This window comes from Pseudoalteromonas rubra, assembly GCF_005886805.2.
Classification (GTDB): Bacteria; Pseudomonadota; Gammaproteobacteria; order Enterobacterales; family Alteromonadaceae; genus Pseudoalteromonas; species Pseudoalteromonas rubra_D.
The window spans coordinates 2,417,142-2,437,707 of record NZ_CP045429.1; the positions used below are offsets into that span (position 1 = coordinate 2,417,142).

16 protein-coding genes and 9 tRNA genes are annotated in these 20,566 nt (G+C 45.9%); 17 read left to right on the plus strand and 8 right to left on the minus strand.

Annotated elements, in window-relative coordinates:
- Positions 1-19 precede the first annotated feature (19 nt).
- A complete protein-coding gene (gene gndA / locus CWC22_RS10450) occupies positions 20-1,393 on the minus strand; it encodes an NADP-dependent phosphogluconate dehydrogenase (RefSeq protein ID WP_125559727.1) in 1,374 nt (457 codons plus the stop codon).
- 319 nt (positions 1,394-1,712) lie between these two features.
- Here gndA and pyk point away from each other — a divergent pair, with 319 nt between their 5' ends.
- Positions 1,713-3,146, plus strand: a complete 1,434-nt coding sequence (pyk, locus tag CWC22_RS10455; RefSeq protein WP_138536035.1) for a pyruvate kinase — start codon at positions 1,713-1,715, stop codon at positions 3,144-3,146.
- 69 nt (positions 3,147-3,215) lie between these two features.
- On the opposite strand, the gene CWC22_RS10460 is transcribed toward pyk, so the two are convergent.
- The 4 genes from CWC22_RS10460 to CWC22_RS10475 all read right to left on the minus strand — a co-directional run bounded on the left by CWC22_RS10460 (position 3,216) and on the right by CWC22_RS10475 (position 7,917).
- Positions 3,216-4,040 (minus strand): LytR/AlgR family response regulator transcription factor, encoded by an 825-nt coding sequence (locus tag CWC22_RS10460; protein WP_125559731.1) that lies wholly within the window; start codon positions 4,038-4,040, stop codon positions 3,216-3,218.
- Between the two features lie 4 nt (positions 4,041-4,044).
- Complete coding sequence (locus tag CWC22_RS10465; RefSeq protein WP_010384498.1) at positions 4,045-5,115, minus strand: sensor histidine kinase; 1,071 nt, start codon at positions 5,113-5,115, stop codon at positions 4,045-4,047.
- 164 nt (positions 5,116-5,279) lie between these two features.
- Entirely contained in the window at positions 5,280-6,524 is a 1,245-nt protein-coding gene (locus CWC22_RS10470) for an amidohydrolase family protein (RefSeq protein WP_138536037.1), read from the minus strand.
- Between the two features lie 10 nt (positions 6,525-6,534).
- On the minus strand, positions 6,535-7,917 hold the full coding sequence (locus CWC22_RS10475; protein WP_138536047.1) for an amidohydrolase: 1,383 nt from the start codon (positions 7,915-7,917) through the stop codon (positions 6,535-6,537).
- Between the two features lie 620 nt (positions 7,918-8,537).
- Here CWC22_RS10475 and CWC22_RS10480 point away from each other — a divergent pair.
- Positions 8,538-8,897: a DUF3718 domain-containing protein gene (locus CWC22_RS10480; protein WP_171044976.1), complete on the plus strand. Its 360-nt coding sequence runs from the start codon at positions 8,538-8,540 to the stop codon at positions 8,895-8,897.
- Between the two features lie 103 nt (positions 8,898-9,000).
- Here the strand turns inward: CWC22_RS10480 and CWC22_RS10485 are convergent, their stop codons facing one another.
- Entirely contained in the window at positions 9,001-9,693 is a 693-nt protein-coding gene (locus CWC22_RS10485) for a DUF445 domain-containing protein (protein WP_125559736.1), read from the minus strand.
- Positions 9,694-9,828: 135 nt separating this feature from the next.
- On the opposite strand from CWC22_RS10485, the gene CWC22_RS10490 reads away from it, so the two are divergent.
- Complete coding sequence (locus CWC22_RS10490; protein WP_138536041.1) at positions 9,829-10,683, plus strand: fructosamine kinase family protein; 855 nt, start codon at positions 9,829-9,831, stop codon at positions 10,681-10,683.
- 78 nt (positions 10,684-10,761) lie between these two features.
- Entirely contained in the window at positions 10,762-10,965 is a 204-nt protein-coding gene (locus tag CWC22_RS10495) for a CPXCG motif-containing cysteine-rich protein (RefSeq protein ID WP_010384490.1), read from the plus strand.
- Positions 10,966-11,117: 152 nt separating this feature from the next.
- On the opposite strand, the gene CWC22_RS10500 is transcribed toward CWC22_RS10495, so the two are convergent.
- Positions 11,118-11,759 (minus strand): riboflavin synthase subunit alpha, encoded by a 642-nt coding sequence (locus tag CWC22_RS10500; protein WP_125559798.1) that lies wholly within the window; start codon positions 11,757-11,759, stop codon positions 11,118-11,120.
- Between the two features lie 138 nt (positions 11,760-11,897).
- Here CWC22_RS10500 and CWC22_RS10505 point away from each other — a divergent pair, with 138 nt between their 5' ends.
- The 13 genes from CWC22_RS10505 to CWC22_RS10565 all read left to right on the plus strand — a co-directional run bounded on the left by CWC22_RS10505 (position 11,898) and on the right by CWC22_RS10565 (position 19,510).
- Positions 11,898-13,253 (plus strand): MATE family efflux transporter, encoded by a 1,356-nt coding sequence (locus tag CWC22_RS10505; RefSeq protein ID WP_125559740.1) that lies wholly within the window; start codon positions 11,898-11,900, stop codon positions 13,251-13,253.
- Complete coding sequence (locus CWC22_RS10510; protein WP_138536043.1) at positions 13,225-14,214, plus strand: DUF3080 family protein; 990 nt, start codon at positions 13,225-13,227, stop codon at positions 14,212-14,214. Before CWC22_RS10505 ends, CWC22_RS10510 begins: the two co-directional genes overlap by 29 nt.
- 126 nt (positions 14,215-14,340) lie before the next feature.
- A tRNA-Val gene (locus tag CWC22_RS10515) sits at positions 14,341-14,417 on the plus strand.
- Between the two features lie 40 nt (positions 14,418-14,457).
- Positions 14,458-14,534 (plus strand) — tRNA-Val (locus tag CWC22_RS10520).
- 41 nt (positions 14,535-14,575) lie between these two features.
- Positions 14,576-14,652, plus strand: a tRNA-Val gene (locus CWC22_RS10525).
- Positions 14,653-14,828: 176 nt separating this feature from the next.
- Positions 14,829-14,914, plus strand: a tRNA-OTHER gene (locus CWC22_RS10530).
- A gap of 41 nt (positions 14,915-14,955) precedes the next feature.
- Positions 14,956-15,032: transfer RNA gene (locus tag CWC22_RS10535), tRNA-Val, on the plus strand.
- Between the two features lie 176 nt (positions 15,033-15,208).
- Positions 15,209-15,294: transfer RNA gene (locus CWC22_RS10540), tRNA-OTHER, on the plus strand.
- A gap of 41 nt (positions 15,295-15,335) precedes the next feature.
- A tRNA-OTHER gene (locus tag CWC22_RS10545) sits at positions 15,336-15,421 on the plus strand.
- Positions 15,422-15,462: 41 nt separating this feature from the next.
- Positions 15,463-15,548: transfer RNA gene (locus CWC22_RS10550), tRNA-OTHER, on the plus strand.
- Positions 15,549-15,589: 41 nt separating this feature from the next.
- A tRNA-OTHER gene (locus CWC22_RS10555) sits at positions 15,590-15,675 on the plus strand.
- 444 nt (positions 15,676-16,119) lie between these two features.
- Positions 16,120-17,316: a sugar ABC transporter substrate-binding protein gene (locus tag CWC22_RS10560; protein ID WP_125559744.1), complete on the plus strand. Its 1,197-nt coding sequence runs from the start codon at positions 16,120-16,122 to the stop codon at positions 17,314-17,316.
- Positions 17,288-19,510, plus strand: coding sequence for an ATP-binding protein (locus CWC22_RS10565; RefSeq protein ID WP_138539213.1), 2,223 nt, complete (start codon positions 17,288-17,290; stop codon positions 19,508-19,510). The genes CWC22_RS10560 and CWC22_RS10565 overlap by 29 nt, the downstream gene beginning before the upstream one ends.
- A gap of 171 nt (positions 19,511-19,681) precedes the next feature.
- On the opposite strand, the gene CWC22_RS10570 is transcribed toward CWC22_RS10565, so the two are convergent.
- Positions 19,682-20,428 (minus strand): type 1 glutamine amidotransferase domain-containing protein, encoded by a 747-nt coding sequence (locus CWC22_RS10570; RefSeq protein ID WP_138539212.1) that lies wholly within the window; start codon positions 20,426-20,428, stop codon positions 19,682-19,684.
- Positions 20,429-20,566 lie beyond the last annotated feature (138 nt).

Here is a 20,566-nt window from a genome sequence, read left to right on the forward strand (position 1 = left end):
ATTTGAACAGTCAAACAATTTATCTGACTTTAGCGTCAATCTCAGCTAAATCAGTCAGGTGACACGACTCACCGCTGTGGGTCTTAATTCCGTGCTCACCGAAATAATCACGCTGCGCCTGAACTAAGTGGCCATTGCTCGGCGTACTCAGTGTCGCGAAATAAGTTTGTGTAGAAGCCAGTACAGGGAACGCCAAGCCACTCTGAATTGCCTGACCAGCAATTTTACGTAAAGCATTGGCAGGCCCTTCTTGTGTATCCAGGAACTCAACGCCTTTAGCAATATCGTCCAGATAATCGGCTCTGATGATACACCCTGCACGCCATGTCTGAAGGGTTTTATCCAGATCAACTTTCCACTGGTGCGATCTGGACGCGCCTTTGATCAGTGCCAAACCCTGACGATAACAAAGCAGGCTGGCAAAATAGAATGCATCTTTGAGTTCATCTAAATCAAGATCTACACTGTTTGTTGCACGCTGAGCATACGTCATTTCTTTCGCTGCTGGTGTATCTATGGTGTTGGTCAAATGTCTGGCTTGCACAGCAGCCACCAAAGACGGAACTGCGATCCCAAGCTCAAGCGCATTTTGTGCAGTCCAAAGACCCGTTCCCTTTGCACCCACTTTATTGTCAATTAGGTCAACCATAGGTTCATTCTGATCGCTTTCAAGGCTCAGAATATGGCTTGAAATAGCGAGCAGATAGCTGTTAAGCGGCCCTTCAGACCAGCTCTTAAACACCTCTGCTACCTGAGCAGGTGAGCGGCCGGTACCTATGCGTAACAGCTGATACATCTCTGCGATAAGCTGCATCAAGGCGTACTCAATACCATTGTGAACCATCTTCACAAAATGGCCACTAGCCGACTGCCCAACACGTGCAAAGCAAGACTCACCATTGTGCGTGGCAGCCACTTTTTCGAACCAAGGAATTAAGCGCTCCCAGCCACCTTCTGAACCACTGGCCATCATAGCAGGCCCATGTCGAGCCCCTTCTGCACCACCCGAAATCCCCATCGTGGCAAACTCGAACTTGTTCTGGTACTTAAGTTTGCGGGCAATACCATCTTTGTAGTTACTATTGCCACAATCGACAATGATGTCGCCTTTCTCGACACCCGCTTCAATTAAGTCCTGACACACCTTATCAACCAGCTCACCAGCCGGTACCAGAAGCAAAACAGACCTTGGCGTATCCAATCGCTTAACCATGTCAGCAAGATCGGAAACGATGTGAAGGCGCTCGGCAATACCCGACGACTGCGCGCAACTTAATAGCTCCGCTCCCGCGTCCGGGTTTTTATCATAGGCAACTAATGTCATGCCCTGTTCTATAAGATTTAGCGCGAGGTTTTTCCCCATCACACCCAAACCAACTAATGCAACTTGCATTAAGTTTTCCTCCTCGGTAACAAATTCAATAGTCTTTCGGTAGCGTACCGTCATTATACCCAAGCTGAGTCGGATATAAAGCGTTCAGCTTACCTCACTGATCCCGCCTACCTGATTGTAAATTAATCAATTTTAGATAAGTACGGCATGTTATTGACAAAAAGTCGTGATTGACGCCACCTGACACCGGTGTCATAATCAGTTCATATAGATCATATAATTTAATTTGCATGTTAAAAAGGGCTATAAGATATTTCTTTCTTAAAACCCAGCAAGTTATCCAGATAAAGTCACCGAGACAAGCCAACAGGAGAACCTGATGCTTAGACGCACAAAGATTGTAGCAACACTAGGGCCAGCTACAGATAGAGATAATAACTTAGAAAAAATCATTCGCGCAGGTGCAAACGTCGTTCGTTTGAACTTTTCCCACGGTGTCGCACAGGACCATAAAGACCGCGCAGAAGCAGTCAGGGAAATTGCAAAAAAATTGAACAAACACGTCGCAATACTGGCTGATTTGCAGGGTCCCAAAATTCGTGTTTCTACATTCAAAGACGGCAAAGTTAACCTAGACGTAGGTGCAAAGTTTACTCTAGACGCTGAACTTGAAAAAGGTGAAGGCACTATCGAGTCTGTCGGTATTGATTATAAAGAGCTACCAAATGATGTAAATGCGGGCGATTTACTTCTGTTGAATGATGGTCTTATCCAGCTAACCGTAGATAACGTTGCGGGCAATAAAGTGCACTGTACGGTTACTGTCGGCGGTGTCCTGTCGAACAATAAGGGCATCAACCGATTGGGGGGTGGCCTGACAGCGCCTGCATTTACCGAAAAAGACAAAGAAGATTTACTTACTGCGACTGAAATTGGCGTTGACTATATTGCCGTTTCATTCCCGCGCAGCGGCGACGACATGCGCTACGTTCGGGGCCTTGCTGAAAAAGCAGGATCAGACGCACAACTACTGGCTAAGATTGAACGTGCAGAAGCCGTTGATTCAGTTGAAGCGATTGACGACATTGTATTAGCCTCAGACGCAGTGATGGTTGCACGGGGTGATTTGGGTGTAGAAATTGGTGATGCGGCCTTGGTAGGCAAGCAAAAGCAAATCATTAGCCGTGCACGTTCACTCAACAGAACGGTTATCACTGCAACACAAATGATGGAATCTATGATAGATAACCCGATGCCGACCCGTGCCGAAGTCATGGACGTAGCAAATGCGGTACTGGATGGCACTGATGCCGTAATGCTGTCAGCAGAAACAGCTGCAGGCGAATATCCGGAAGAAACCGTCGCAACGATGGCACGTGTTTGTCTTGGTGCTGAATCACAGCCACAAACACACATTTCAAGACACCGACTGGATAGCATGTTTACTGATACATCAGAAACACTGGCCCTGTCAGCTATGTATGCGGCAAACCATCTGACTTCAGTAAAAGCCATCGTTGCACTGACTGAGTCTGGAAATACATCTAAATTAATGTCGAGAATTAGCTCTGGCTTACCAATCTATTCACTTTCTCGACACGCCAGAACACTTGGCCAGACAGCGCTCTATCGGGGCGTTTATCCGGTTTATTTTGATTCTACTCAATGTAGTGGAGAATCAACCGTTCGCGATGCGCTAAATACACTGGTCGAAACAGGTGCGCTGGAACAAGGCGATACGGTGATCCTAACTCACGGTGACGTAATGGAAACCATTGGTGCGACCAATACAATGAAAATTGTCACCGTCTAGAAAGTCCGAGTCCGGGTGGCATTGCTGCCCGGATAACCCTTCCTTCTCAATTCATCATCCAAAATCGGTCTAGCTTGCTAAAGCCGCTTTAACTTTGTCACGGTAGCTTCGGCTGACTTTTAACTCCTGGCCATTTTCTAACACCAACAAATACTCGCCACTGCTTTGTGTAACCAGCTTGCTGATCTGCTTGGTATTGACGATAGCTGAACGATGAACACGCACAAATAATTTAGGGTCCAATTCCTGCTCAAGCTCTTTCATCGTTTTACGCAAAATATGAGTCTGACCGTCAGAGCAGTGCAAACACATGTAATCTCCGGCAGCATCAATCCATTGAATAGAGGCAGCTGATACTCGAATGATTTCCCCCTGCTCTTTTACCGCAATCGACTCTGGATACTTTTTGTCTTCAATGGTGTCACCAGTAGCCAATTTACGCAGAATTTCTTCGCAGTTATTGCCTGTGATACCGGCAACGAAGCTGGCGAGCTTTTTCTTGTGAGCATTATCTTGTTGTGTTTTCAAATAGCTATGCACTTTTTCAACCGCCTGTTTTAGTCTGTTGTCATCTACGGGCTTTAGGATGTAATCTAAAGCATGAATTTCAAAGGCTTTTACTGCATAATGATCAAAAGCAGTGACAAACACGATGGCCGGCAACGGCTTAACACTCTCACTGAGCGCTCTGGCCACTTCAAACCCATTCATGGTTGGCATTTGAATATCGAGAAATACCAGATCGATTTGTTGATTGGCGCATAACTCAAGCGCTTGCTCCCCTGAGCTGCACAACTCGATAACGTCTATGTCTTCTATCTGTTTTAAGCGCACAGCCAGGCCTTTTCTGGCTAGGGACTCATCGTCTACTATTAGCGTTCTGATTTTGCTCATTACTTTACTTCTCAGCCTTTTCAAAAGGAACTCGTATATTCACCTTCAATCCAGAAGGCGTATTGTGCGCAAGCACAAATGAATAATTATTTTCGTATAATGTTCTTAGTCTGTCCTGGGTATTGGCAATACCTACCCCCTGGACATTGCTCAACTGGCCATTTTCTATGGACGCACCCGGCCCGTTATCACCTACCTCTAACAATAGCTCATTGGCAAAAACCTGAGCTCTTATCTCGATTTTGCCACCACTGGCCATATGCGCAATAGCATATTTGATTGAGTTTTCAATTAACGGTTGCATGATCAGACTAGGCACCAGTGCTTGTTTGGCTTCTTCAGTGATATCAAAAACCACTTCAAGACGTTCATCAAAGCGCACCTTCTCAATATTCAAATACAATTTGAGTGCATGCAACTCCTGCTCTAGCGGTACTTTTTTTATTGGGTCTGTATTTAATGTATAACGCAGGAAATCGCTCAGCCTGGACACCATTTGATTGGCATCTTTATTCTCTTCAACCAGTACCAGCGTTGAAATGGCATTGAGTGTATTAAAAAGAAAGTGGGGATTTAGCTGGTAACGCAGCATTTTAAGTTGCGCTTCGTGGGCCATTGTATTAGCTTTCAGTGCCTTCTGTCGTTCACTTTGCAGCAGCTGATAGTACTTAATACCGAAATATAGACCACTCCAACACAAAATAATGTAAACAGAATCCAAACCTTGCTGAAGGTAGTAATACCATTCTTCGGGCCTGTATCCATGCCGGTAAATTTCCCACATGTTAAACTTCTGAACGACAGACCAAAGTGTGCCTGTCAGGTAAGAGGTGCTAAAAACAACAAAGATAAGCAATAATGGTTTTGCGTTCCATACTTTACGGTAGAGATAACGCAATGGCACTGTCATCAGACAACCTGCATAGGCGTTTAGCACGATCACAAAAACGTAAATATCGCGCATTTCGAATACTTTTGACCCTATGTAGTTTACCAATGCATAGCCAATCCAGCCTGCAATTTGTAAAACCCAGAAAAATCGCTGTCGATTATCGACCAGAGCTTGCCACTTCAAACGTTTATAACCTCTTAAGACTTAGCCAAATTATATCCTATGGCAGCCCCATTCAACAGCGCCAGCGGTCTTACTTTTTTAACGGTTAAACGCAAATCGACAGAGTGAAAATATGATTTTTAGGCAAGAAAAAAGGCCCTGACGGACCTTTATCGATATCTTGATTACTTAGTATACGCGCGAGGCATATCGGAGTCTGTGGTATAGCGGTCTCTTAGTTTATCGTGACGAGATTCTGTACTCACTTCTTCACCATTGATCCAGAGTTTATCTAAGGTTGTAGTAAACTCAAATGGGTCGGCGCTCCAAAGTACCAAATCAGCACGCTGGCCAGAGGCAATCTTACCCCCGTCCAGGTCAAATACATCTGCAATATTGCTACTGACCGCTTTTAGCGCCCCTTCGTAACTCATACCATGTGCGACAGCAATACCCGCATCGAAGCGCAGCTGATACAAATTGTGCGCCCCTTCAAATGCAAAACCAGACAACAGCACTTTTACGCCAGCACGCTCAAGCTCTCCGGCGTTGGTCAGATCAGCATGTAATGAGCTAAAGCTGGTTGGCAAATTAGACACTGCACTGATAACCACAGGAACATTCGCCTTAGCGATTTCCTCTTTAACCAGAACAGCGTCATTCACGCCCCAAAGAACCAGGTTAAGGCCAAACTGCTCTTTCACCTTCAATACTTCAAGGATGTCAGATGCGCGTTCTACGCCAACAACAACTGGCATTTCACCTTTCAATACTGCGGTCAGTACCTGCTCTTCCTGGCTTGGCTTCTTCGCTGCTTTCTTATCGTCTTTCTTGCCCTTATCAGACAGCTTTTGCTGCTGACCTTCAAGCTTTTCTGCCAGGGTTTTGTATTTCATTGCACGCGACCCGGTGCTGCTTGCATCCATGTCAACCAACAATGCAGTGCGCGTCTTCAGTACACTGTCAAACTCTCCGGATAAGTCCACTACAAAGGCTAACCCTTTGAAAATGCTCTTTCCGCCATGTGGCATTACTACATTTTGCGTGATACCGCCTTTGCGACCATATGGGATCAACGACGAACGAGGGTTGAATGCCGGGCTGGCATCAAAATCCACGTCGGCTTTATCATCACCTGCATCTCTTGAGCCGGCCACTGCGCTCACTTCAACCAGTCCTAGCTGGTTCATTGAACCAATAAAACCAGGCGTAAGAACTCGGCCTTGTGCATCAATCGTCACATCGGCCTCGATACTCGTTGGGTTAATCGCAGTGATGGTGCCGTCTTCAATTACCACAGTTGCCCCTTCCAGGGTACCCGCGTCAGTCAATGTGTGAACCTTAGCATTGGTGATCGCCGTGATCTGAGCAAATGCGGCTGAAGAAGCCAGCAATGCACTGGTCAATAAAGAAATCTTAAACTTATTCATCATTTACTCCTTAGCGCTGACCCAGCATAAAATCACTCACCGCCTGATATTTCTCATCGAAGCGGTCATATACTTTGGCACCGTCGATGTAGACGGTTTCGGCTTTAGAATAAACGCTAAATGGATTGCGGTCCCAGATAACAATATCCGCTTGCTTACCTTGTTTGACCGACCCGGTCTTTTCTTCGATACCGAGCGATTTAGCCGCATTATATGTGATCCATTTAATGGCATCTTGCTCTTTAAGCGAGAATCCGGCCTGGTTCGCAGTGTTCATGATTTTGGCAGCTTCATGATTCAAACGTTGGATTGTGGTGTCTGAATCAGAGTGAACAACGGCACATGAATTTTTAACGGCATCCACGATGGCAACGTTTTCAGGAACCATGTCATATGCTTCCATTTTGAAGCCCCACCAATCAGGCCACAATGCGGCACAATTACCATTCTCGGCAAGCAGATCAGCGACTTTATAAGCTTCAATACCATGGTGGAAAGTACCCGAGTGATAATTAAACTCTTTAGAGAGGTCGATCATCATGGCCATTTCTTCCGCTTTATAGCAGTGATTGTGGATCAGGATTTCACCGTCAAGCACACCACGGAGCGTATCCAAACGAATGTCACGTTTTGGTGCATCCGGGTTCAGTCCTGCCGCATAAGCCGCATCATATTGTTCCCAAGCCTGTTTGTATTCGCTCGCCTCAGCCCAGGCAGCACGATATCCCGCCATGTTACCCATACGCGTATAAGGTGCGACGCCCTTACCACCATAAACACGTTTCGGGTTTTCACCACACGCCATTTTCAGACCATAGGGTGCATCCGGAAACTTCATGCCTTGCATAGTTGGTGATGGCACGTTCTTCAGCGTTACACTGCGACCGCCAAACAGGTTGGCAGAGCCGGGCAGGATCTGTAAGGTGGTGATCCCGCCTTCACGCGCCCGGTTAAAGCCCGGGTCCTGTGGCCAAACTGAGTGCTCAACCCATACCTGGGCTGTATTCGGCTTGGTGATCTCGTTACCGTCTGCATGAGACTCTACAGAAGGGCTTGGATAAGCACCCAGATGTGAATGCACATCAATAATACCTGGTGTGACCCATTTGCCCTGAGCATCTATGGTCACGTCAGCCTGAGCGGACAGGTCTTTACCAACCTGGCTGATTTTGCCGTCTTTAAGCAATACATCCGTGTCTTCCAACAGCTCGCCTGTACCTGTCAGTACAGTTGCATTGGTGATTAAAGTGGAGCCTGAGCTATGAGGCTGGTAGGTACTTGGGTATGGATTTTTATCAATGGTGACTTTTTCTTTCTGAGGGCCTTTGTCCTGGCACCCTAAAAGAACTGTACTTAATGCAAGTACAATCGCCGTCGGCTTGAATTTTTGCATCATATTTCTCTTATTGTTCTGCGTGATTGATCACCCCGCAGAGTATTGGCTTACAATTGACGTAAAATTGCAACTAAGTTTCGACAGTTCACAATATAGCTCGGCCATCTGCACATTTCGAGTTTTCTCCCTGCAATAGAGACTAAGCTGACTTTAATACACCTGCTGTTGGCTGTAATGGCATTCTTGGAGTCAAGCATATCCGCTTGATCATCCCCTATTTTTTCTACATCAATGCAGCGAATCCAAGTGTGATTCCTAAAGGTGTTGCAAACTCAGTACAGCGCATATTGTCGGCAGTATGCAATGTCGACAAACCTATATTGCAGTCACAACCAGAGAGATATCGACATACTTTTGACACAGGTATTAATCTAAGCTCAATTAAAGGAAAACATCACTATAATGAAACAAAGAAAAATAGTTAATCGAAAAAAAACTGCCCTGACAAAACACATTATTCTCTTACGTCTGAAACAACTATAGCATTAAAATCAATTTGTTACTTAGCACTTTTACAGCAGACATAGTTACTTACATTCGGTTATTTCATGGTTACAGCATTTTGCAGCATTCGCATTAATACTTGTTGTGAGCTTTGTATAAATCTGGAGAAGATCATGAAACTTGCCGCGACTTTAGTGCTTTCCCCTCTGCTTCTGGCCACCAGCATGGCTGCCAGTGCAGGAGACATAGAATTTGTAGGAGCAGACAACAGCATCGCGACACAGCTATGTGTCGCAGTAGGAACTAACCACCGCCTGACTTTAATTAAAAAACTAACGGAGCATCGTATCAGCCGCTCTATTGTTGCCAATAAACTCACCTGCAACGAGATGCCAGTGCCTCAGTTTGCCAAGAAATTTGGCCTGCATAAAACTGCGGGGCTGCTTAATATCGACTTTACGACTGACACGTCAATCACAGACATAGCGATGACCGAAAACACACAGACAATCGTCATTTCTGGTTCCAGATAAGTGTCAGCCATCCATTCGGCGCATCGTGAACTGCTTATTCCCAGCACGATGCGTCCATATAAATGGTTTTATCCAATCTAAATGACCCAACACAAGGTGGCCTTTAGACCAAAGCTGCAATGAGCCCAAACAAGCCACCGAAGACACCACCCCAAACCACCAACCAGCCAAGGTGCGTGTGGATCATATCCTGAACAATACTTTTGACCATCGCTGGCGTGAGTTCTTCCAAACGCTCTTCAACAGCATGTTCAATGGCTACTTTTACGGCATCAACCGACTGCCCGCTACTCAGTAGGCCAGACAGTTGCTGCTGAAAATCTTCCCCTTCACTGATTTCAAACAAGGCTTCTTTCATTTTATCGGTGAAGCTGTCTTTCATCGGCTCAATCGCTTCTTTACCGCCCACCATGGCCAACATAGCCCCAAATTGAGAAGCCTCTATCACCTGTACCAATTTATTGAATGCAGGTGACAAGTCGGTTTGCGTAATGACTGGCTTCAGATCCAGCTGAATCTCATTTTTTTGTGCGAAACTACGCAACTTATCTTCGTTAAAGAACTCTTCGAGTATCAGTTTACGAATGGCGCTTTTAAATTCTTTAAACTTAATGGTGATCACGCCCGACCCATACAGACCCGGCACTTTCTCAAACAGCATGTGTATTGCAAGCCAGTTTGTCACGGCCCCCGACAAGGCAAACAAGCCCATAGTCCATAACACATCTATCTTTAATAACCAGCCAAGCAGTACAACCACAGCGGCCAGGATATTCGTCGCTAAACTTTTACTCATCAGTGCCTCTTATGATCTGAGTATTTTGCCCGGCCGCATATTGTAGTGAATTTAAATCTCGCTACAAGTATTTGTGTTATAGCAAAAATCGGCCATAGTTTAGACTATGTGTGGTACTCAAACCTTGGCGGGACTATGTGGAATCTCGTAAACCAGTATATCAGTGATGCAATCCATGAACATTTCGAGTTTACCCGTAAAACGCAATTGCCCTGCAATGCGCACGCTCGGTTGTTTAAAATCGAGAATGATCATCACTGCTATCTGGTTAAGGTAGATCATATTCAAGCGCTGGAGCGCGTTGAATGCGAGGCCCGCAACCATGACACATTGATCCGGGACAGCGACTTTTTAGTTGCCGATACCATCACAATAGGCTCAAGCATTGAATTTTGCTTTTTGGTGCTTGAGTGGCTTGAGACGTCAGGAGAGCTCGAAGATTGGTACACCTGTGGCACCACGCTCGCCAAACTACACGCTCGCCACGAGCAAAAAATGTATGGACTGGAGGAAGATAATTACTTTTTCGATTTGGTTCAGCCAAACCAGTGGCATAAAAAATGGGAAGTGTTTTTTGCCGAAGAACGGATCGCCTGGCAGCTACAACTATTGGCAGAAAAAGGGATCAAACTGGTCGATATCGACCAGTTCGTTGAGCGCATTAAACCCATGTTGCCACATCAAGTCGCGCCATCTTTGCTACACGGCCACTTTTGGCGTGGCAATATCGCCTTTTCCCAGGGTAAACCCTGTTTATTCTGCCCCTCTTGTTATTATGGTGACAGAGAAATAGATCTCGCATCGAGCGAACTCTTTGCGCCCCTGCCACATGCATTTTATAAAGGGTATGATAGTGTTTACCCCAGAATGGAAGGGTATGAAGACCGCCGACGTATCTATCAACTCTATCCTTTGCTATGCCACGCAAATATGTTCGCAGGGGATTATCTGAAGCAGGCCGCTAACCACATCGAAGACCTTTGCAAATAACTGCAACTTTACTGTAATACTCCACAATGCTGCTATAGTTATTAATGTAAAAAACGGAAAACTCGTTGGAGTAAACTCATGAAGCAGCTGTATGACCAACGTATTAGTTGCCCGCATTGTGGCCATCATATTTTTGTTAGTCTGGACGCCAGCGAAGGTGATCAGGACTACTATGAAGATTGCGCAGCTTGTTGCAACCCGATCCATCTGAACATGCATATAGATTACGCAATTAACAAGCTTGAACTGAGGGTTGATGCAGACGACGAACAAGTCTTTTAATGGGCACTGACGGTGCCCACATCACCACATGTTTAAGAACAACACCTGCTACTCACGGTATTGTCTCCTCAGATACCAGCGCCGCAACGATAACAGGATGTAACAGCGGAATTATCGCCTCGAAATCATCGACTCGCGCCACCAGGATAGTCTCACAATGAGAAATTGCCCCTATTTTTACGCAGATAATGTTCTACCGTGTTCACCGTCGTGTATGTCTGCTGGTCAACTTCAATGTTAAACAGATCGCCAACGTGGGCTGTGCCAATGTTGGTCAGTGCCAGTGTTTCCGGAATGAGATGAAGCCAGAAACCATCTTCTTCTAGTTTACCTACCGTCAAACTTGCACCGTTAACACTGATAAACCCTTTATACAGAATGTATTTTTTCCACTGCTCAGGAATGGCAAGTTTGATCCGGCAGTTATCGGCTTCCTGAATATATGCCAGGATCGTCGCCTGACAATGCACATGGCCGGACACAATATGCCCACCCAACTCAGTACCAAAGGTCACAGAGCGTTCAAAATTAACCCGGCTGCCCTGCTGCAGCAAGTTCAGGTTGGTCAACTGGAGCGTTTCGTCGATCACATCAAAAGACACCTGTCCAACGACGTCTGCACCTCTTACTTCAAAATCTGTGACGGTCAGACAACATCCATTAATTGCGATACTCGCACCATGAGTCAATTTTTCCAAATATCGGCTGTCAACCGACAACACCAGCTTCATGATCCCTTCGCGCAACACAGCACTAACTACTGTCGCTTGAGTCTGTACAATTCCGGTAAACATAACACTCAGATTTTCGAGAATAATGCCGCGCAGTGTAACCCAAACACTCATCAGATTAAACTGCGCTTTTATCGGATAAAAGTGGTAAGTTTTAAAGAAGTTTTTTAAGATTAACGTTTTAGGAAGTCCAGACTCAGTATGAAATTTGCTTTATGGGAAGCAAAGCGCCTGGTGCGTCTTGCCACCCCTGTCTTTTTTGCCCAAATCACGCTGGTACTTATGTCGGTTGTCGACACTATGATGGCGGGGCAAGTCAGTGCCGAAGATCTCGCTGCACTGTCAATTGCAACCGGCACCTGGAACCCAATGACCTTTTCTTTACAGGGTATTCTGTTGGCAATCACCAGTATGGTTGCTTACTGCGATGGGGCCAAACAACGAGACGGTATTAAAACCTACTTTCAGCAGGGTATCTACCTTGCATTAATACTCTCTTCACTTGGTTTTATTGCCAGTGCCTTTACTCCTTTGGTCTTTGCACGTATCGGGGCAGCGAGTGCTATCACAGACTTAGCACAACAGTATATTGATTTTGTAAAATGGGGATTACCTGCTTTTTTATTGTTTTCTGTCTATCGTAATGTCACAGAAGGCGTTGGTAACACAAAAGCAGCTTTGTACATTAGTTTGCTTGGACTGGTCGTCAATGTCTTTGCCAACTATGTATTTATCTATGGCAAGTTTGGCATGCCTGCACTGGGCAGCGCGGGGTGTGGACTCGCAACAACCTTAGTATTTTGGGTCATGGCCATCGCGCAGTTGATTTATAGCTTCAACAATAAATATCTCGATGGACACTGGTTGATCACAGCCTTCGCACGGCCGCATGCTGCAACTTTGTTTCAAATAGTCAAACTTGGCCTACCCATTTGTCTCGCAACGTTTTTTGAAGTGACCTTATTTGCCTGTATTCCCCTATTCATTGCAGATCTCGGAGCCATCGCAGTATCCGGACACCAAATAGCAGCCAGCGTAACCACCATTCTGTTTATGCTCCCTCTTAGCCTTTCTATGGCGATTGCAATACGTATCGGAACTTTGTCAGGAGAAGGCAATTACCCCAAACTGGTAAATTCGGTCTACACCAGCTTTGTCTGTGCCGTGGTAGTATCAGTGATTGTTGCGGCCTTTACCTACGTGATCCGAAATGAGATTGCCTGGGTATATACTCAAAATACCGAAGTGGCGTTACTGGCCTCTGGGATAATCGTGCTGGCATGTATTTATCAACTGCCAGATGCTTTGCAGGTTGCTGCCAATGGTGTATTGCGTGGATTGAAGTACACCAGCCCCATCACCATTGTCACCTTTGTGTCTTACTGGCTGATTGGGTTCAGCCTCGGTTTTGTGCTGGCAAAAACCGACATACTGACATCGGCCATGGGTGCCAGAGGGTTCTGGGTCGGCATTATCGTCGGTTTGACTTGCGCCGCTATACTACTTCTTTATTTTGTGAGGAAACGGCTTGATACGTTACGCCCCGATCCTGTTTAGCCTGCTACTGGCAGTGGCCTGTGCACCCACTGCCAGTGACATCAACCAGGAATATGCCAACAGGCTGGCCAATGTGCTGGACATCCCTCCGCCCAGCATTGACAAACTATCCCCTATCGCCAAATACACAGCCACCAGGCCTGAAGCCTCGTTTAAGCTCTCTGTATTGCAGCTAGCCAACCTGGGACATTGTGCGCTGGCCCAGGACGTAGCACGACACAATAACCAACTCGGTAAACTGGCCGTCCCCAGCGAGGTATTCAAGTATCAAGTTCGCTTTATACAGCTGGCTGAACGCTGTATTCAGGATAGCAAAACTCAGGATCAGGAAGTCAAAAACATTCTTCGTCAGGCAGCCGAAGAAAAGCGCACAGCGCTGCCTCAGTATTTCGCATTTATGCTCTCAGCAGAGCCCGAACTAAACCAATTTAACCGACTGACATTTGAAGAAACTAACAAGCGAGGCACAGACAATGAGATCCAGGCCAATGAGGGCCTGGCTGTGCTTGCGTCCATAGCAAACAGTTTACTTACCCCTGAAAACATTGACCCACAGAAAATAACGCCTGCCTTAAGTAAATTACACAATAACAGCTATATCCAAACTTTAATGACCAGTGCGCGTAGACAAATTAGCTGGAACCAAAAACTAACGACATGGCTGTCGCAAATAGAGCTGGAAAAAACGATTTGTCCTGAAGGTAAAAACAAGAAAAAGGCTCAGGTGTTGCATAATATTTTCAACAAATATGCTATTTCGCAATTGCAACCATACCAGTCTCAGCTCAGTAATCAGTTACAGGAACTGAGTAACTCGTTCGCTCAAATTTCACAAGCTATACCTCACCCGTTATACCCGGATCATGCAGCGGCCCTGATGACAGAGTTGAAGTCATCAAGCAGGCGGCATGCACAATGGTGGCAAGGCTTCTACAAAGTGTGTAAAGTTGCACCGGTATGAGCGAAAAAAGTGCAAACAAACATTAATTTAGCAAATTTACTTGATCCCTTCGAACGCTCGCTATATATTAGCGGCCGTTGGCAAGTGACGTAATGCAACAAAACAGTCATAGTTGCTCAACATTGTACGACCGTAGCTCAGTTGGTTAGAGCACCACCTTGACATGGTGGGGGTCGGTGGTTCGAATCCACTCGGTCGTACCAATTAATCTTTCTAGATTAATTTTAAAGCGTTTATTATTGTACGACCGTAGCTCAGTTGGTTAGAGCACCACCTTGACATGGTGGGGGTCGGTGGTTCGAATCCACTCGGTCGTACCAATTAACCTTTTTTGGTTAATTTTCAAAACGTCTACTATTGTACGACCGTAGCTCAGTTGGTTAGAGCACCACCTTGACATGGTGGGGGTCGGTGGTTCGAATCCACTCGGTCGTACCAATTATTTCATCTTGCCATATTGGTTAATTTTTAACTCGCCTACTATTTTACCACCGTAGCTCAGTCGGTTAGAGCACCACCACTCTCTATGACCCGGTCCAGTGGTCAGTGATTCAGAACCTCTCGGTCGTACCAATTATTCCCTCTTGGTTAATTTTTAACGTGCCTACTATTGCACAACCGTAGCTCAGTCGGTTAGAGCACCACCACTCTCTATGACCCGGTCCAGTGGTCAGTGATTCAGATGCACTCGGTTGTACCAATTAACCTTTTTTGGTTAATTTTCAAAACGTCTACTATTGTACGACCGTAGCTCAGTTGGTTAGAGCACCACCTTGACATGGTGGGGGTCGGTGGTTCGAATCCACTCGGTCGTACCAATTATTTCATCTTGCCATATTGGTTAATTTTTAACTCGCCTACTATTTTACCACCGTAGCTCAGTCGGTTAGAGCACCACCACTCTCTATGACCCGGTCCAGTGGTCAGTGATTCAGATCCACTCGGTCGTACCAATTAACCTTTTTTGGTTAATTTTCAAAACGTCTACTATTGTACGACCGTAGCTCAGTTGGTTAGAGCACCACCACTCTCTATGACCCGGTCCAGTGGTCAGTGATTCAGAACCTCTCGGTCGTACCAATTATTCCCTCTTGGTTAATTTTTAACGTGCCTACTATTGCACAACCGTAGCTCAGTCGGTTAGAGCACCACCACTCTCTATGACCCGTTCCAGTGGTCAGTGATTCAGATCCACTCGGTTGTACCAATTAACCTTTTTTGGTTAATTTTCAAAACGTCTACTATTGTACGACCGTAGCTCAGTTGGTTAGAGCACCACCACACTCTATGACCCGGTCCAGTGGTCAGTGATTCAGATCCACTCGGTCGTACCAATTAACCTTTTTTGGTTAATTTTCAAAACGTCTACTATTGTACGACCGTAGCTCAGTTGGTTAGAGCACCACCACTCTCTATGACCCGGTCCAGTGGTCAGTGATTCAGATCCACTCGGTTGTACCAATTATTCCCTCTTGGTTAATTTTTAACGCGCCTACTATTTTACCACCGTAGCTCAGTTGGTTAGAACACCACCACTCTCTATGACCCGGTCCTATCAGCAGTTCGAATCCGCTCGACCCGACCAACTTCTCATATTCCCTTACTCCTTCACATATAAACAATCACACGACATTAAATCACGCCCTTCTTAATCAGCATCCTTTAAGCCTGTATATTGTCGCAATCGCAAAAGTCGTACTACCTTTTAAATTCAACTGCTTCTGAGTCTGCTGGTTTTGACTGACCTTTACGTCACTCTATATCGCAGCGGCCTATCTCATAGTTGTCATAACCGTTCGCTATCATGACACGTCATCAATTCTAATTGGTCTTGGCACACCTCAGTTTGCCCTGGCCATAGAATTTGCTATACATTAAATAGATTATCACTCACTAAGGAAGGCCATGTCTGGCAGGTTAAGTTTGACTCTTTTACTCATGCTGATGACGAGCCTGTTCAGTAGTTTGGGATATACCAGTCAAAAACCACAACAATCGTTGACCATTGCCATCGGATTGGAAAATTATGACTTTAAGCCCCTGTTTGCCGAATTCACCAGAAAAACTGGTATCCAAGTTAAGGTAGTTGAATTTGAAAATAACACACTCAAATCGGAATTATTGCTCCGTGCCAGTAATAATGCGTTGCCGGACGGCATCATAGTTCCTGCGGATTACATGGGACTGACAGCACTCAACTTATCCGAAGTGCCTGAGAACTGGCTGTCCACACACCTGATAGAACAAGTAAAATCCAACATCAAAGCCAACGGCACGACACTTGGCGTACCTATTGTTTTTGGCAATCACCTGATGCTGTATTACAACAGGACGCTGGTGAGCCAACCTGCTAAAAGCTGGCAACAACTCCGCGCACAGCAGCAAGCCCAGGGGGTTGAGATAAGCTGGAATTATTACGAGATGTACTGGTTTAGGGCATTTCTGGGCACCTTTGGTACGCCACTGATTTTGAATGGTCATGTGAACCTGGACACACCAGCGATGATTCGCGCTCTGCGTTGGTATAAGTCGCTCAAAGAAGAAAACTGGCTTGACGTAGAGTGTAACTACGAATGCACGGTTAATCGATTTTTGGCTGGCGAGGTTGCCTATACCATCAATGGCTCCTGGATGTTCCAGCGCTTCTCCGAGCATTTTGCGGACAAATTAGGGGTCGCACAATTGCCCAGCCTGGGTGATGCACCTATGCGCTCCTACTTTTCATCACATGTCATGGCCTTTCCCAATAATGCCCTGTCGGGCCCCAAAAGTGCAGAACTTAAACGCTTATCTGAATTCTTACAATCCCTACCGGTACAAACCAACTTTTGGTCGTCAATTAATGCTCTACCTGTCGATAAGCGCGCATTAGACACGTTAAAAATACAAGGCATTACCCAGGTTGAGGCGCTTATCACAACACTGGAATACACAGAGCCGATGCCCAACGAAGCACAAATGGCTTTTGTGTGGGAAGCCATGTTGAAAGGCCTGACACGCCACCTTGCTGGCGTACTGGATGAGCAACAGGCCGCCCATTTCATGCAACATATCGTAGAAAAGTCGATTAGCTATGAGCAAGAAAAAAAACCTGGTCAGTGAATTACAGCTTAAAGTCGGCACTATGGTCCTGGTCTTGTTAACCATTGCCCTGGCCCATTTCGCCTATAGCGCCTGGACACAAGCCAATAAAATCGCATCAGATACCGTTGCACAACGCGCAACCAGCCTGTCTTTGGACATAAAAAACAGACTGGCCGAACTGACATTTCAGGTCGCACACTACAGCGACCACCGGATCCTGGCAGAGTTGCCTTTAAACCTTTTGTATACACAATACGCGCTTAAGGAGATCCGAGAGCTGGTATCTAAATCTCCATTGGTCAAAAGTGTGATGATCAGTGATGGCTCTCCTTACATTGTTGAGGGTTACCCCCTTTATACCTTGCACTGGGCAACTCCTTCTATCATTGAACATACCACCTCTGTTATTAACGAAAGTGCACGCGAGTTGATGGTAAGAAAGCTATTGATCAGCAACGCAGAGCTCAACGTTAAATCGGCCCACGAAGGAACACTGTTTATTGCCGTGCCGTTACGGCAGACCTTACCCTCTCTCATCGACCCATTTCGTTATACCGGCGTGCTGTACTTTGAATTGGATGTTAGTCAGTTGGCGATTGAACTGGCTGACTATGAATCACTGACAACCTTTTCAGATCAGCAAATGTGGTTTCATAAAGGGCATGATGTCGACGCAGGACTCAATGCAACCTACCCCATTTATGAACGTGATACAGAAGGCCTGAATTTATCGCTATCGCTGTCCCATCAGCACAGCGCTTATACTCAGGAAATCCTGTACGCTATCATCAGAAGCGCAATGCTGGCATTAGGCGTGTTGATCATACTTTTCTGGTACCTCGCCTACGTCAGCCGTAAAGTCACGACTCCCATGAAGCAGCTTGATAAATACTGCATGTCTCTGACATCAGGTAACTATGAGCAGAATAATGCAAACCTCGAATATGAAGAGCTAAAAACACTGCAAAAGACCCTTAACAAGCTGGTCGACACCGTCAATACACAGGTCACACAACTTAAGCAGGAGAAAGTGCGAGCCGAGCAATCGGAGCTGGCCAAAGCACAATTTCTTGCCACCATGAGCCACGAGATTCGCACCCCAATGAATGCGATTCTGGGCGTTTTTCAGCTTCTGAGACAAGAAGATCTTCGTGTGCAAGAGCGCTCCCTGATTGAACAAGGCTATACCTCTTCACAAACCTTACTCGGTCTGGTGAATGACATACTCGACTTTTCTAAAATGGAAGCTGGCAAACTCACAATCGAGGTTCTGGCTGTGGACATTCCGCAGTTATGTCGGGAAGTCATTCAGGAGTACCAACACGTGGCCCGTGACAAACAGGTTGCGCTGAAACTGGACTCACAGTTGCAAGCGCACTTATCAATCAAACTTGCCGACCCTCTGCGGCTAAAACAAATCCTTCGTAACCTGCTATCAAATGCAATCAAGTTCACAGAGCAAGGCCAGGTAACTTTGAGAGTGCAAGGTGACGACAATGGACTCGCGATAGAGGTCTGCGATAGCGGAATTGGTATGACTCCCACCCAGCTTTCCAATTTGTTTAAACATTTTCATCAGGCCGACAATTCAACCACTCGAAAATACGGCGGCTCAGGACTGGGACTGGCTATTGTCAAACAGCTAGTGGAGCTCATGCAAGGTGAGGTAAAAGTCACAAGTGTTGCAGGGGATGGCAGTCAGTTTACGGTCACACTCCCGCTGCAAAGTGTTAAAATCGCAACCCAGTCTGCAATCGCAGATAGACAAACACAACCTCAAGTCCCAGATCTGAGCGGTGTTAAGGTACTGCTTGCTGAAGATAACCTGATTAATCAGCAAATATTTTCAGCCATGATGAAAAAGACCAATGCAACACTCATTATGGCGGCTAACGGTAAGCTCGCTATGGAGAGCTTTAATAAAGCTCGACCTGACCTCTTCTTTGTTGATATTCAAATGCCTGTGATGGATGGTATAGAGGTTTGCCAACAGGTAAAAAGCACCGACTATCACAATCCACTCATCGCCATTACAGCCAATGTACTCCCGGAGGATGTCAGCCGTTACCTCTCTCTCGGGTTTGACGACTTCGTTGCTAAGCCAATTGATATGCAGGCACTGTTCGATACCATGACTCGAGTATTGAACAAGCAAGCACTGGCACAACCAAACACTGCAAAGTCGGGTATATCAGCATTAGACAACAAATAATCCGTTAGTACGATATTCACCACTGACCGCCCAGGCAAATATCTGAGACTTCCTTGTCCAAAAGTTGCTACAAATACTACATTTTCGAGTGAAGCCCCATTGTATAAAAAGCCTCTGCTTCAAAGGTAGTTGATTACAGATATGCGCTGTTACGCGATGAATTTCATCAACTCACTCCCGCAAAGCGATCAATAACGCCTCTGCCATAGGTATTGCTGACACCGGATTCTGCCCGGTTACAAATTGGCCATCTACCACAACATTCACCTCACCTTTTTTTGCAGCAACAAATATCGCGCCAAGTCTGTTTGCCTCATCTTCAATCAAAAACGGATAATGCGTCCGGGCAAACCACCCCTCTTCGCTATTCGCTTTACCTGTAATACGCCTGTTCGAGATCAGCCGATGACCACCGTCATCCTGTAAGTTCAGCAAGGCAACGGTGCCATGACAATCCGCAGCTATGATACCACCTGCTTTATAAATGGCCTCTGTAAGCACCTTTGCATGGGCATGAGCCGTCAAGTCAAACATTGGTCCGGCCCCGCCCGCATAGTAAACAGCTAAATAGTCCCGGCTGTCGCGTGTTTCTATGTCATTTGGTTCACTAAGCTGTTGCTTAAGAGGCGAACTATCCAGCCAGCGTAATTGCGCCTCTGCCAATCGCCCTCTGGGGTATCCAGGCTTGCCGGTACTACTTGCGAGCTCAATCTCATACCCAGCATCATGCAGCACCCGGTATGGACCAACAACTTCAGGTAACCAAAAGCCGTGCTCGTCCCCAGAGATAATAAACAGAACTTTGCCTTGGCGCGCTTCTGCAGATAAAACGGGCAAGGAGAAAGTCACCATCAAGGCCAACAAAACAAGCCTTTTCACTAATATCAGAAAGTGGGCACGATGAAATTTACACATCATAAAGGTCCTTATTTGAGTTTTACTTCCGTTCACCGTATCAACTCGTGCTCACTGACACATGAAGTAATGCTGATTTATTAAGGAATTCTCAGGATGGAACAGTGACTTCACTGTGACCAATATTTTATTACTTTATAT